Below are 14,000 nucleotides of genomic sequence, written 5' to 3' on the forward strand. Positions count from 1 at the left end.
ACGCATCAGGAACGCGAGGGGTTGTCCGGCCTCAGGTGCCGCCACCAGCAGTTGATGTAGAGGGACATCGACACCGCCAATGCGACGAGCACCCACAGGACGATGGTGATGTCGATCCAGCTGCCGAACGGCGGCGAGCCGGGCAGCGCGTTGCGCAGCGGCACCACCGCGAAGAGCATCGCCGCGTACCAGGTCGTCATCGGCGGCTGGAACCTGCGCCGGTCGCGCGCGGTCTGGATCGCGACAACCAGGGCCAGGACGGCGATGGTGATCAGGACGCCGAGGATCACGATGGCGAACGCCGCCGTGCTCAGCGACCGCTGCAGGCCCACCCAGTAGGGGCCCTGCCCGTTGCGGTGACCGGCGGCGACCTCCCACCCGGAGAGATCGTTGACGAACTTCACGGGCACGCGGATGTGCTCGGACTGGTCGCCGCGGAACAGTCCGACCTCGACGGGCCCGGAACGGTAGTGGTCGAAGGGCCAGCGTTCGATCTCGCCGGCGATGGTCAGCGGAACGGGGAACGTGCCCGGCAACATGCCCCTGGTCCGCGTGCGGCGGGTCGGCGAGGCGACCGACCGGACCCGCAGGCTGAGATCCTCGCTGAGGTGGTGGGTTTGCGGGTCCAGCAGCGCCGAGCCGGGAATCACGGTCAGGTTGGCGACGAGCACGCTGTAATTCGACTGGATGTCTTCGACATTCATCGTCGCCGGCGGCGTACAGCGCGACCGCGGCCACGTACGCCCCGACGATGCCCACGACCAGACCGACGACGTCGAATCTGCCGACCGCTGCGCCCATACTGCTCCCTTTTTGCACCCCGGTGAACGTCCCCGCGGAATGTAGTGCCACGAAGCGGTGCACTGCGGCGATTCGGCCAAAGCGGCGCGAGCAGGCGGCGGCGGTCGGGGCCTACTCCACGGTGACGGACTTGGCCAGGTTGCGTGGTTTGTCGACGTCGTAGCCGCGGGCCTGCGCCACCGACGCGGCGAACACCTGCAACGGCACAGTGGACAGCAGCGGCTGCAGAAGTGTTGACACCGAGGGGATTTCGACCAGGTAATCGGCGTAGGGACGCACGGTGTCGTCACCCTCCTCGGCGATGACGATGGTGATCGCGCCGCGCGTCTGAACTTCCCGGATGTTGGAGAGCAGCTTGGCGTGCAGCGTGGCCTGCCCCTTGGGCGAGGGCATGATCACTATGACCGGCAGGCCGTCTTCGATCAACGCGATCGGGCCGTGCTTGAGCTCGCCGGCGGCGAAGCCCTCGGCGTGCATGTAGGCCAGTTCCTTGAGTTTGAGCGCGCCTTCCAGCGCGACCGGGTAGCCGACGTGGCGGCCCAGGAACAGCACCGCCGAGGACTGGGCGAATCGGTAGGCCAGGTCGGCCACCGGCCCGATCGTCGCGAGCATCCGGGCCACCAGGTCGGGCATCGCTTCCAGCTCACGGTATTCGCGCTCGACCTCGTCTGGATACTTGGTGCCGCGGGCCTGCGCCAGTGCCAGCCCCACCAGGTAGTTGGCGGCGATCTGTGCGAGGAACGTCTTGGTGGAGGCCACGCCGATCTCCGGGCCGGCGCGGGTGTAGAGGACCGCATCGCATTCACGCGGGATCTGCGAGCCGTTGGTGTTGCAGATCGCCAGCACCTTGGCCTTCTGTTCCTTGGCATGGCGCACCGCTTCCAGGGTGTCGGCGGTCTCGCCGGACTGCGAGATGGCGACCACCAGTGTGCTGCGGTCCAGTACCGGGTCCCGATAGCGGAATTCGCTGGCCAGCTCCACCTCCACCGGCAGCCGGGTCCAGTGCTCGATCGCGTACTTGGCCAGCAGCCCGGAGTGATAAGCGGTACCGCAGGCGACCACGAACACCTTGTCGATGTCGCGGAGTTCCTGGTCGCTCAGTCGCTGCTCGTCCAGCACGATGCGGCCGTCGACGAAGTGCCCGAGCAGCGTGTCGGCCACCGCGGTGGGCTGCTCGGCGATCTCCTTGAGCATGAAGTACTCGTAGCCGCCTTTTTCGGCGGCGGCCAGGTCCCAGTCGATGTGGAACTCGTGGGCGTTGGCGGCGTCGTCGTTGCCGTCGAAGTCGGTGATCCGGTAGCAGTCCGCGGTCAGCACCACGGCCTGGTCCTGACCCAGTTCGACGGCGCGGCGGGTGTGCGGGATGAACGCCGCCACGTCGGAGCCGACGAACATCTCGCCGTCGCCGATGCCCAGCACCAGCGGTGTGGACCGGCGGGCGGCGACGATGGTGCCGGGCGCGTCGGCGCTGGCGAACACCAGCGTGAAATGGCCTTCCAGCCTGCGCAGCACCGCAAGCACCGACGCGACGAAGTCACCGGCCGTGGCGCCGTGGCGGTATGCCTGCGCCACCAGGTGCACCGCGACCTCGGTGTCGGTGTCGCTGGCGAACTCCACCCCGGTCGCCTCCAGCTCCTGACGCAGGACCGCGAAATTCTCGATGATGCCGTTGTGGACGACGGCGATCCGGCCGGTGGCGTCGCGGTGCGGGTGGGCGTTGCGATCGGTGGGGCGCCCATGGGTGGCCCAGCGCGTGTGGCCCAGGCCGGTGGTGCCGGTCAGCGAACTCTCCGACGACGCCGCCATGTCGGCGACCGCCTGCTCGAGGTTGGCCAGCCGGCCGGCGCGACGGCGCACGGTGAGCCGGCCGTCCGCCTCGACCAGCGCGATCCCCGACGAGTCGTAGCCGCGGTACTCCATCCGGCGCAGCGCGTCCATGACGACCTCGTGGGCTCGACGCTGCCCGACGTAGCCGACGATTCCGCACATCCATCCCAGGGTAGTGCAGGGCCACCGTCGGGGCGGTGACGCACGCGGACGGCCGGAGCTACGGCGCGGGGCCTGCCTGACGCCGGATGGCGCGCCCGGGCGCGAGCCACAGCCGATGCCCGGCCGGGTCCATATCGGCTCGTGTGACCACGAAAGCACCGATTCCCCAGACGTCTCCGCGAGCCAGAGCTCCGATTTTTGTCCAGCTCCCGCACAGGGCTCGGCCGTACACCGCACGGTTCACCGTCGATGGCCCCGCGAATCTGGCGGCATGTGCCACGCGATGACGTGTGTTCAGCAAATGTTTCACGACACGCCAACGCCCGATGGGCCGTCCCGATCACGTGCTCACGGAGAATTTCGCGACGGTGCACATCACAGCGGCCACCGATCAGAGCTTCGAGGAGGGAACCATGACGGCTGTGCTCTACGACGAAGTCCTGTGCGCCGACCATGCTCATGGGTCGACGCCGGCCACCCCGCCACCAGGTCCGCGCCGGCACTCGCCGATCGCCGGAGGCGGTGATCCACTGGTGAACGCCGCAGCCCGCATGTTGAGCGTTCCGCTGCGCCAGCTTTACGCGGCGCTGTGGCGGGTGGGGGTCATCGAGGTGCTCGCGTAACGGCCGCTGAGGCACCCGGCGCACCGCCGCGGTGCGCTACCGTCGACGGGTGGCCCGCATCCGCACGCTCGTCGCGACCCTCAGCCGCCGTGGCCCGCACCGGGTTTTGCGCGGTGACCTGGCCTTCGCGGGCCTGCCGGGGGTGGTCTACACCCCAGAGGCGGGGCTGAACCTTCCCGGCGTGGCCTTCGGCCACGACTGGCTCACCGGCGCCGCCCGCTATCACGGTCTTCTGGAGCACCTGGCGTCGTGGGGCATCGCGGCGGGCGCTCCTGACACCGAGCGTGGCGTGGCGCCGTCGGTGCTGAATCTGGCGTTCGACCTCGGTACCGCGCTCGACATCATGGCGGGAGTTCGCCTCGGACCGGGCAAGATCAGCGTCCATCCCGCCAAGCTCGGCCTGGCGGGCCACGGGTTCGGCGGGTCGGCTGCCGTGTTCGCCGCCGCCGGCATGGCCGGGATGGCCGGCGAGCCGGCCCGAGCAGTCGCGGCGATCTTCCCGACGGTGACCAGTCCCCGGGCCGAGGAGCCGGCAGCGACGTTGAAGGTTCCCGGCCTGATCCTGACCGCGCCCGCAGACCCCGCGTCGCTGAACTCCAACGCGCTGGCCCTGTCGCACGCATGGCAGGCGGCCACGCTGCGCATCGTCCGCAAAGCCGAACGCGGCGGGCTGGCCGAGGGCCGGCGACTGCCCCAAGCCTTCGGGCTGGGCGGGTCGCACCGGCGCACGCAGCGCTCGGTCCGTGCGCTGCTGACCGGGTACCTGCTCTGCACACTCGGCGGTGACAAGGCCTACCGCGACTTCGCCGATCCGGACGTGCACCTGCCCAGGACCGATCAGGTGGACCCCCAGACCCCGCCGGTTTCGCTGGAAGACAAGATCGTCGCGCTGCTGAAATAGCGCGGCCCGCGGCAGCGGGCCGGGGACGTCGTGGTATGCCTCGTGGGTGCGCATCGGGATAGCTCTGGATTATTCGGGTGGCTTTCACCAGGCCGTCGACCGCGTCGTCGAGCTGGAGAAGTCCGGCCTCGACATCGCGGTGGTGGCCGAGGCATATTCCTTCGACGCCGTCAGCCAGCTCGGATACCTGGCCGCCAAGGCAGACATCGTCGAGTTGGCCTCAGGCGTGGTTCCTCTCTATCTCCGGACACCGTCGCTGCTGGCCATGACCGCCGCGGGCCTGGACTTCGTGTCCGACGGCCGGTTCCGCCTCGGGATCGGCACGTCCGGGCCCCAGGTGATCGAAGGATTTCACGGCGTGGAGTTCGACGCGCCGTTGGGCCGCACCCGCGAAGTCGTGGAAATCTGCCGGAAGGTGTGGCGACGCGAACGGCTCGAATACGCCGGCACGCATTATCAGATCCCGGTGCCGCCCGGCCGGGGCACGGGACTGGGCAAACCTCTCCGTCTGATCAATCATCCTGTGCGCGAACGTATCCCGATCACGATTGCCGCGCTGGGCCCGAAGAACGTGGAATTGACCGCCGAGATCGCCGAAGGCTGGCAGCCGGTTTTCTACCTGCCGGAGAAAGCCGATTCCGTCTGGGGCGAGGCGCTGGCCGCCGGTGCTGCCAAACGCGATCCCGGGCTGGGGCCGCTGGATGTCATGGTGCACGCGTCGCTGGCCATCGGTGACGGCGTCGAGGAGCGATTGGCCTGGGTGAAACCTCAGCTGGCCCTTTACATCGGCGGGATGGGGGCCAAGGGCCGCAACTTCTACCACAATCTCGCGACCCGGTACGGGTTCGGTGAGGTCGCCGACCGGATTCAGGAGCTGTATCTGTCCGGCCGCAAGCTGGAGGCCACCGATGCCGTGCCCGACGAGTTGGTGCGCGGGATTTCGCTGGTCGGCCCCCGAGGGTTCGTAGCCGAACGCCTGGCGGCTTTCGCCGAGGCCGGGGTGACGACGTTGTTGGTCAGCCCGGTGGCCGCCGAACCCAGGGAATCAGTGCGTCATGTTCAAGAGCTTCTCGAGCTGCGACCCGACTGAACTCGTCACTGGCCCGCCTGCGGCAGCTGATCCGCGGCGATCTCACACGGTGTCGCTGCCTGGTCCACCGCAGGTTCCGCGTCGCCCGGCGGCGCCACGGGACCGGGTGCAGCGACCGGCGCCAGCGCATCGACCGGTTGCGACTGGTCACCGGGTTGCGACTGGTCACCGGGTTGCGACTGGTCACCGGGTTGCGACTGGTCGTCCTGGTCCGTTTGGCCGACGTCCTCGACATCGTCGCCGGGGGACTGCTCGTCGGCGTTCTGGTCCCTGCCGACTGGGCGGAAGGGGGCGTCGCCGCCGGGGTCGTCCGCGGCGCTCAGTGCATCGTCGAGCGCCGCCGGGTCGCCGAGCCGGCCGGCCGAACCGAGCAGACCACCCATGGCATCGACGATCCGACCCGCGAGTCCGCTCAAACCGCCCAGGCCACCTAGATCGCCGCCCAGACCGCCGGCGGGCATACCCGCCGCGTCACCGAGCGCCGCTCCCCAGTCCTGGGCCGAAGGCGCCGTGGCAGCGGCCGGCGGCGGGCCGGCTGGCACGGGGGGCAGGGGCTGCGCGCCGGTCGGCGCAGGATCCACCGAGCCGGTCGGCCCGAGAGACGCCGCCGCGGCAGGTACGGCGGCCGCGGGTACGACGGCCGCGGGTACGACGGCCGCCGGCGGGTCCGGTTGGTAGGCCGGCCCGAAATCGCCGGGAACCTCGAAGTACGCCACCGGCGCGACGGCCATCCTGTCGATGACCATGTCGTAGGCCGCTGCGATCCCCGCCATGTTCGAACGCATCGCGGTCAGCCAGTCGTTGCGAATGTCGTTGTCGACGTAGGGGTTTATCTCGTGACGGACGACCTGTTCGACAGACTCCGGATCGCCGGCCCCGTGGGTGGCCGCTGCGGCGGCCGTTAACCATGCCGCCCGCTGCGCCCGCGTGCGATCGTCGATGGCGACGGTCGTGGCGACCTTCGAGTCGAGCAGGTACCACAGGTTGTCGCGCAACGACTCACACCGCTGCGCCGCAGCACGGACCTCGGTGGTCACGGTGTCGGCCGCGTCGCAATGGCGACGCAGGAACGCGATCGCGGCGGCACCGCCCGGGCCCGTCCATGCCGCGGCCAGCTCGTCTACCTGGGCCCGCTGAATGCGGAGGCCTTCGGCGACTGCGGCGCCCGCCGCACGAAGTTGCGCACAGTCGCGATCCAGTGCATGCAGGTCCAGGCCCTGTTCGCTGTCGTACCAGTCGAGGATCTGGGACGGGCGCGCCGTCAGGTCGGGCTCCCGGTAACCAAGCGCGCGACAGGCCTGCACGTAGCACTGGATGTGCTCCGCGGCGAACCGGCCGTCGGCGAGGCGTTCGGCGACGTCAAACCTGTCGGCCATGCTCAAGCGATCCGTCTGGCGGCATACAGTTCGGCGTCGGCATAGCGGTCGGCGCTGGCTCGCAGGGCAACGGCGACGGCCACGGACGCCCGGGACCACTGCGACAACTCGGCCGCGAGCCTCTGCAGGCCCGCACGCAGTGCATCGCCGCGCGCGGTGTATGGGCGCCCTGCACCGGCCCCGCTGAAGGCCAGCCTGGCCAGGTGCTCCTCCACGGCGTCGTCGATCAGTTCGGCGGCCACCCTCAATCGGTCGGCGACCCCGTGCACCGCCAGCACGTCAACCTCGGCACAACTGCGTTCTCTCATGCCTGTTCCGACGCCGGGAGCGGCGCCGGGGTTCCGGCGAAGATCAGCCCGCGGCGCTGACCGCTTCGGCCACCCGCGCGGCGATCCGCTCCGCGACCTCCTTGGCGGGCGCTTCGACCATGACGCGGATCACGGGTTCGGTTCCGGAGGGCCGCAACAGGATTCGGCCCGTATCGCCCAACTCGGTCGTCGCCTCCGCGACAGCGGCCTGCACCGACGGCGCCGCGGAGGCGGCCCTGTCGGCGACCTCGACGTTGATCAACACCTGGGGCAACGTCCGCATCGCCGCGGCGAGCTCGGCCAGCGGGGCGCCCGCCTGCACCATGCGGGTCATCAATCTCAGACCGGTGACGATGCCGTCTCCGGTGGAGCCCAGCGCGGGCATGACGATGTGGCCGGACTGCTCCCCGCCGAGGCTGTAGTCGCCGGCGCGCAACTCCTCCAGAACATAGCGGTCGCCGACGCCGGTCGTGCGCACGCTGATACCGGCCGAACGCATGGCCAGATGCAGCCCCAGGTTGCTCATCACGGTCGTGACCAGTGTGTCCGAGGCGAGCTCCCGAGCCTCCTGCATCGCCAACGCGAGCACGACCATGATCGCGTCGCCGTCGACGACGTGTCCGCCGGCGTCGACGGCCAGACACCGATCGGCGTCCCCGTCGTGCGCCAAGCCGAGATCGGCACCGTGCGCGACGACCGCCGCGCGCAGCGAATCCAGGTGAGTGGACCCACAACCGTCGTTGATGTTGAGCCCGTTGGGCTCGGCGTTGATCGCGATGACCCGGGCACCGGCCGCGCGGTAGGCGGTCGGGGCGGCCGACGACGCCGCGCCGTGGGCGCAGTCGACGACCACGGTCAGCCCGTCGAGCCGCAGCGTGCTGGCCTTGCCGACGTGGCGAAGGTAGCGGTCCGCGGCGTCCTCGGCGTCGATCACCCGGCCGATCCCCGCACCGACCGGCCGCACCCCCGGCCCGGCGGCGAGGAGTTCCTCGATCCGGTTCTCGCTGTCGTCGTCGAGTTTGCGGCCGCCGGGACCGAACACCTTGATGCCGTTGTCGGGCATCGGATTGTGCGATGCCGAGATCATGACACCGAAGTCGGCGTCATAGGCACAGGTCAGGTAGGCCACCGCCGGTGTGGGCAGCACCCCGACCCGCAGCGCGTCGACGCCCTGGCTGGTCAGCCCGGCGATCACCGCGGCTTCCAGCATCTCCCCGCTGGCACGGGGGTCCCGGCCCACCACTGCGACCCGCCTGCCGGGTCCGCCCGGCCGCGCCAGGTGCCCGGCCGCTGCCACGCCCAGCGCCAACGCCAGCTCGGCGGTCAACTCACGATTGGCGACCCCACGAACACCGTCAGTGCCGAATAGTCGACCCATGCGGACAAACCTCTCACAGTTTGGGCGGTCCAGCACCCAGCGTGCCTGTTTTTTTCTGACCGAAACCGCGCACGATCGCGCGCAGACACGCCGAAAACCGGACACAAAGTCTCGTGCGAGATGCCGCTTCGCGGCCGGAAAGTGACCGCCGATCAGCGCTTGCTGTACTGGGGTGCCTTACGTGCCTTCTTCAGGCCGTACTTCTTGCGCTCGGTAGCACGCGGATCGCGGGTGAGAAAGCCCGCCTTCTTCAGCGCGGGGCGGTCCTCCGGCTGCACGAGAATCAGCGCGCGGGCGATGCCCAGGCGCAGCGCACCGGCCTGTCCCGATGGTCCGCCGCCGGTCAGGTGGGCGAAGATGTCGAAGTTTTCCGCCCGGTCCACCGCCACCAGCGGAGCCTTGATCAGCTGCTGGTGCACCTTGTTGGGGAAGTATTCCTCCAGGCTGCGGCCGTTGAGGTCGAATTTGCCGGTGCCGGGCACCAGCCGCACCCGCACCACGGCCTCCTTGCGGCGGCCGACGGTCTGGATGGGCCGCTCGAACACAAAGGAGTCGCCGGCGGGCATACCGGTGACCCCGGCAGCCTCGGTGCGCTCTGGGGCCTCGAGAGCGGCTTCCGGCGCTTCGGTGGCTTCGGTGGCCTGCGGAGCTTCTTCCACGGCTTCGGTCGTCTCGGTCACTGGGCCACCTGCTTGATCTCGAACGGAACCGGCTGTTGCGCGGCGTGGGGGTGCTCCGGACCGGCGTAGACGTGCAGCTTGCGCTGGATCTGCCGACTGAGCTTGTTCTTGGGCAGCATGCCGACGATCGCTTTTTCGACGACGCGGTCGGGGTGCTTCTGCATCAGCTCTCCGATGGTGCGCTTGCGCAGGCCACCGGGGTATCCGGAGTGGCGGTAAGCCAGCTTGTCGCGCAGCTTCTCGGGGCCGATGGCGACCTTGTCGGCATTGATGACGATGACGAAGTCGCCGCCATCGACGTTGGGGGCGAACGTCGGCTTGTGCTTACCGCGCAGCAGGGTGGCTACCGCAACGGCAAGACGGCCAAGCACCACGTCCGTGGCGTCGATGACATACCACGACCGCGTGGTGTCACCCGCCTTCGGCGCATAAGTAGGCACAGGGCTTACCTTCTCTTCTCGGGGTGAATCCCGGTGCAACCCGGGTGCCGGTCAGGCGCCACACGGTGGGGCTGATCTCGGCGACCGACATTGACCCGAGGCCCCGGCGTTACCGCACGCCAACGCAGCAGCTTACCGACGGACGTCCCCGCAGGTCAAAATCGCTGTGTGGTCCCGGCGGCTCTCCTCCGCCGGAACCACACAGACGTTCGTGGGAGCGCGACGGCTACCGCGCCCAGAGACCGGCGGCTCGGCGGTCGGCGTCGGCCACCTCCTCGGCGCCGTCGCGTACGGCGTTGCCGAGGTCGACGAGGATCTCGTTGAGCGCGGTCGCTGCCTGATGCCACTTCAGCTGCTCCACCTGGTAGGCGGCCGCCGCTTCCCGGGTCCACAGCTGCTGCAGCGGGGCGATCTGCGATCTCAACTCCTCCAGCGCGGCGTTGAACCGCGCCGACGTGGCGTGGATCTCTTGGCGCACAGCGTATTCCAGTTCGCCGAAGTTGTAGGACAGCACCGGGTCCACGACTGTCTCCTTCCCGTCACAGGTGTGCGCCGGAGGCGGCGACGCGGTGGGCATGGTGTTGTGCGGCCTCCTGCAGGGCGGCCGCGTTGTGCCGGATGGTCTCGGCGATGTCATGCAGGACGTGGTGCAGCCGCAACGACTCGGCGTTCCAGCGATCCACCACCTCCTTGAACCGCGCCGCCGCGGGCCCGCCCCATACCGACGGCGGGACGCCGCCCATGCGGCCGATGAATACCTGCAGCATCGCCCGGAGTTCTTCGTTGCGGGTGTCGGTCGTGGCCGCGACCGAGCGCATCAGGTCGAAGTCGGTGCTCAGGGTGTTGGAAGTCGCCATATCAGGTTCGACCTCGGCGGAGCGGGTTCGGTTCCCACCGAATTCCGGTTCATCCAACCGCGTGCGCGGAGCGGACCGCCTGCTCGCACACGTCGCGCACGACGGCATAGCCACCGGGACGGCTCTGGCACCCGACGCTGATCCGGACGGCGCCGTCCAGTAGTACCGTCCACCACACGTGGTGGCGGGCCCGCACCTCGCGGTAGGTGGCCGCGGGGCGGCCTGCGCTGGTCCCCGACGGGTCGAAGTCCACGAACACCGCGGCCGGTTCGGCGTCGATAGCCCGCTTGAGCCGCTCGGCGGCGCCGCTCAGCGCCTCACCGGGCACCGGTGACTGGGTGATGTGCAGCGCGACCTCGGGATCGGACGGCGAGGTGACCTGCACCCGTGCCGAACCGGGCCCGGTGACCACGCGCTGGGCCGGCCAGCCGGCCGGAACCGAGAGCACCACCCTGCCCTCCACCAGGAGGGTCGAGGCCGCGGCGCGCGCCGGCCCCGTGGCCTGACGCTCGCCCGGCGCCACGGCCGGTGCTGCCGCCGCCATGACCACGGCGGCGGCCGTGAACACGGTGCGCAGCCGGGACCGCGTGCGCAACCCCCCGGTGCCCGGCCGCGGCGGCGCGATCCGGCCGGCGCCCGCCGGAGGCGGCCCGGCCGAGCGGGCCAGCCGGGCCATGCCGGCGTCGTCGACGTGGACGACCGCACGCCCGCCACCGCGCGCCGCACCGCTGAGCGACCTCGCGAACGTCGTGGCCCCGGGCACGGTGCCCGGCGCGTCGACCACCACCGTGCCCGTCGTCGCGGCGACAAGCGTCGCGACCTTCTCCTCCGCCTCGCCGCACCCCGTCGCGCGGGGTATTGCGACCACCTCGGCACCGGCGACCAGAACCAACCGCTCGGCGATCTCCACCACCACCGCCGCCCCGGCCCCGGACGCCCGCGCCAACAGCCACGACCGCGGCCGCACCACCACGTCGTCGGCCAGCGTGCACGCGGCCGCAGTGACCACGCCGACACGCGAGGACGACCACCACGACGGGTGCACCAGGAGCAACGCTGCCCCGGCATCAGGGCACAGCGACGATCGGAGCGCGGCGCGCCACAGCGCATCGACGCTCACCGGTCGATCCCCGAGCAGCGCGACCCGGTCGTCGATCGCTTCCAGGGCCGCCGTCACGACTTCGGCGTCAGCCGATCCATCTGTGGCGCAACATAACCGGCGTACGGTGCCAGGCCCCGTCTCGAGGATCGCGCGGTGCCCGCTCACGGCGGACTCCAGGCCACTTGTATCAGCTGTTCGTCACCTGCGCGGGTGACCAGGTTGCCGCGCCCCGGCGGCAACCGCACCGGCCGGCCCGAACCCAGCGGGGCGCCGTCGGCGGGACATCCGCTCATTCTCAGTTCTGTGGCGCCCAGATCGCGCAGGCCCGCCAGCAGGGGCTCGAACAGCACGCGTTCGGCGCCCCCGCAGCGCCGGGCGATCACCAGGTGCAGGCCCAGATCTCTTGCATACGGCAGGTATTCGGCCAAACCCAGCAGCGGGTTGCCCGAGGGGGCGGCCACCAGGTCGTAGTCGTCGACCAACACGTAGACGTCCGGCCCGGACCACCAGGCCCTGGCCCGCAGCTGCGCCTGGCTCACGCCCGCGGGTGGCATCCGCTCCCGCAGCCGGTCCAGCAACTCGGGGAGCAGCGCGGCCAGCGCCGCCGGAGATGCCGCGTACCCGCCGACGTGTTCGGTCTCGACCACACCGAGCAGCCCGCGGCGGAAGTCGACGATCACCAGGTGCGCCTCGGCCACACTCAGGCTGCGCGCGAGCTCCCGGCACAGGACCCGCAGGGCGGCGGTTTTTCCGCACTCGCTGTCCCCGAGGATCAGCAGATGTTGGTACCGCTCGAAATCGACTGCCACCGGACATAATCGACTCTCCTCAAGGCCGAACAGGACGCCCGCGCGCGGTCCGGCACCGGCAGCACCGACCACGGTGTGGTGGTCCACGTGCGCGGGTAGCAACGGTATGGGCGGCGCCGCCGAGTCACTGTGCGGGATCTCGTCGACAGGCACGGCGATCACCATGTGCATACCGTCGGGTGAGATGCCACGGCCCGGAGTGTCACGAGGCACGTGCTGTGCCGCCTTGCGGTCGAGTTCGGAGTCGGCCGGATCTCCGAGCCGCAGCTCGATGCGGGTGCCGATCTGGTCGCGCAGCGACGGCCTGATTTCGGCCCAACGTCCCGCCGATACCACCACGTGCACGCCGAACGAAAGTCCCTGGGCGGCAACCGTGGTGATCGAGGACTCCAGCTCCTCGAACTCGTGCCGCAGCCTCCCCCAGCCGTCGACCACCAGGAACACGTCACCGAACGGATCGTCGTGCGGTACCGCGCGCTGCGCACGCAGCCTGCGGTATTGGCCGATCGAGTCGATGCGGTGCTCACCGAAGAGGGCTTCCCGCGAGCGCATCACCGACTCGCACTGAGCGACCACGCGAGCCGCGAGCCGCGGTTCGGCCCGGCTCGCGACGGCACCCACGTGCGGCCAGTCACGCACCGAGGCCAGCGCTCCGCCACCGAAATCCAGGCAGTAGAACTGAACCCGGCCCGGATCGTGGGTGGTGGCCAACGCGGTGATCAGCGTCCGCAGCGCTGTCGACTTCCCGCTTTGAGGCGCGCCGACGATCGCCACGTTGCCCGCGCCCGCGGACAAGTCGACCAGCAGCGGTGTCCGGCGCTGCTCGAACGGACGGTCGACGATGCCGATGGGAACCGTCAGTGCGCGCGGCGCGAGTTCGCGCAACAGGGTGTCCAGCGCCGGCGGCGCACCCAGCGGCGGCAACCACACCCGGTGCGCCGGCGGCCCGTGCCCGGACACTCGGTCCACGACCGCGTGCAGAACCGTCGGCGCCGTGCCGCGCTCCGCGACCCGGGTCACCGGCCCGACCGCGCCGGTGTCGAACCGGTACACCGTCCCCGGCGGCCTCGCGGGCGGCGCAGACGACGGCAGCGGTCCCGACACGCAGGCGGCCTGGAAGCGGACCGGCTTTTCGCTGCCGGCACGCAGGTAGCCCGCGCCGGGCGTGTTGGGTAATTCGTAGGCGTCGGGCGTCCCCAGCACCAGGCGGGATTCGCCGGCGGACAACGTCTTCAGACACAACCGGTAGGACAGGTGGGACTCCAGACCCCTCAACCTGCCCTCTTCGAGGCGCTGAGTGGCCAGCAGCAGATGCATGCCCAGCGAGCGGCCGACCCGGCCGATCGCCACGAACGTGTCGGCGAAATCGGGATTGCGGCTGAGCAGTTCGGAGAACTCGTCGACGACGATGAACAACGAGGGCAGCGGGGTCAGCGCGGCGCCGTCGCGGCGGGCGCGTTCGTAGGCCCCGAGACCGACACACCCGGCCGCCCGCAGCAGCTCCTGGCGACGGTTGATCTCACCGCCCAGCGCGTCACGCATCCGGGCTACCAGCGGCGCGTCGTCGGCCAGGTTGGTGATGACCGCCGCGACGTGGGGAGCACCTGCCATGTCCAGAAAGGTTGATCCCCCTTTGAAGTCGACGA

At 70.2% G+C, this 14,000-nt stretch carries 13 protein-coding genes and 1 pseudogene; 3 read left to right on the forward strand and 11 right to left on the reverse strand.

From position 1 onward, the window contains the following. Positions 1 to 5 precede the first annotated feature (5 nt). Together ACOJVU_RS08645 and glmS are read right to left on the reverse strand one after the other, a co-directional pair. A pseudogene (locus tag ACOJVU_RS08645) lies at positions 6 to 801 on the reverse strand (DUF4436 domain-containing protein). Between the two features lie 111 nt (positions 802 to 912). After that, complete coding sequence (glmS, locus tag ACOJVU_RS08650) at positions 913 to 2,790, reverse strand: glutamine--fructose-6-phosphate transaminase (isomerizing) (RefSeq protein ID WP_421529400.1); 1,878 nt, start codon at positions 2,788 to 2,790, stop codon at positions 913 to 915. 413 nt (positions 2,791 to 3,203) lie between these two features. On the opposite strand from glmS, the gene ACOJVU_RS08655 reads away from it, so the two are divergent. The 3 genes from ACOJVU_RS08655 to ACOJVU_RS08665 are packed head-to-tail and all read left to right on the forward strand — an operon-like array spanning position 3,204 to position 5,404. Beyond that, positions 3,204 to 3,413: an Rv1535 family protein gene (locus ACOJVU_RS08655; protein ID WP_421529411.1), complete on the forward strand. Its 210-nt coding sequence runs from the start codon at positions 3,204 to 3,206 to the stop codon at positions 3,411 to 3,413. 49 nt (positions 3,414 to 3,462) lie between these two features. After that, positions 3,463 to 4,314 (forward strand): dienelactone hydrolase family protein, encoded by an 852-nt coding sequence (locus ACOJVU_RS08660; protein WP_421529401.1) that lies wholly within the window; start codon positions 3,463 to 3,465, stop codon positions 4,312 to 4,314. Between the two features lie 46 nt (positions 4,315 to 4,360). Continuing rightward, entirely contained in the window at positions 4,361 to 5,404 is a 1,044-nt protein-coding gene (locus ACOJVU_RS08665; RefSeq protein WP_421529402.1) for an LLM class F420-dependent oxidoreductase, read from the forward strand. Positions 5,405 to 5,409: 5 nt separating this feature from the next. On the opposite strand, the gene ACOJVU_RS08670 is transcribed toward ACOJVU_RS08665, so the two are convergent. The 9 genes from ACOJVU_RS08670 to eccCb form a co-directional block, all read right to left on the reverse strand. Further along, entirely contained in the window at positions 5,410 to 6,780 is a 1,371-nt protein-coding gene (locus tag ACOJVU_RS08670) for a hypothetical protein (protein ID WP_421529403.1), read from the reverse strand. Between the two features lie 2 nt (positions 6,781 to 6,782). Beyond that, positions 6,783 to 7,088 carry a hypothetical protein gene (locus tag ACOJVU_RS08675; protein ID WP_421529404.1) on the reverse strand — a complete coding sequence of 102 codons (306 nt, stop codon included), beginning with the start codon at positions 7,086 to 7,088 and terminating at the stop codon, positions 6,783 to 6,785. Positions 7,089 to 7,131: 43 nt separating this feature from the next. Further along, on the reverse strand, positions 7,132 to 8,466 hold the full coding sequence (glmM, locus tag ACOJVU_RS08680; RefSeq protein ID WP_421529405.1) for a phosphoglucosamine mutase: 1,335 nt from the start codon (positions 8,464 to 8,466) through the stop codon (positions 7,132 to 7,134). A 152-nt stretch (positions 8,467 to 8,618) separates the two neighbouring features. Then, a complete protein-coding gene (gene rpsI / locus ACOJVU_RS08685; protein WP_421529412.1) occupies positions 8,619 to 9,032 on the reverse strand; it encodes a 30S ribosomal protein S9 in 414 nt (137 codons plus the stop codon). A gap of 110 nt (positions 9,033 to 9,142) precedes the next feature. Next, positions 9,143 to 9,586, reverse strand: coding sequence for a 50S ribosomal protein L13 (gene rplM, locus ACOJVU_RS08690; RefSeq protein WP_421529406.1), 444 nt, complete (start codon positions 9,584 to 9,586; stop codon positions 9,143 to 9,145). A gap of 226 nt (positions 9,587 to 9,812) precedes the next feature. Further along, the gene (locus tag ACOJVU_RS08695; RefSeq protein ID WP_421529407.1) at positions 9,813 to 10,109 is read right to left on the reverse strand and encodes a WXG100 family type VII secretion target; all 297 of its coding nucleotides are present in this window, start codon (positions 10,107 to 10,109) and stop codon (positions 9,813 to 9,815) included. Between the two features lie 16 nt (positions 10,110 to 10,125). Next, the gene (locus ACOJVU_RS08700; protein WP_421529408.1) at positions 10,126 to 10,443 is read right to left on the reverse strand and encodes a WXG100 family type VII secretion target; all 318 of its coding nucleotides are present in this window, start codon (positions 10,441 to 10,443) and stop codon (positions 10,126 to 10,128) included. A gap of 49 nt (positions 10,444 to 10,492) precedes the next feature. After that, entirely contained in the window at positions 10,493 to 11,710 is a 1,218-nt protein-coding gene (locus ACOJVU_RS08705) for a type VII secretion-associated protein (protein WP_421529409.1), read from the reverse strand. Continuing rightward, positions 11,707 to 14,000: type VII secretion protein EccCb (gene eccCb, locus ACOJVU_RS08710; protein ID WP_421529410.1), on the reverse strand; the 2,294-nt coding region annotated here is incomplete at its 5' end. The genes ACOJVU_RS08705 and eccCb, both read right to left, overlap by 4 nt.

The organism is Mycobacterium sp. THU-M104 (genome assembly GCF_049197365.1).
Taxonomy (GTDB): Bacteria; Actinomycetota; Actinomycetes; order Mycobacteriales; family Mycobacteriaceae; genus Mycobacterium.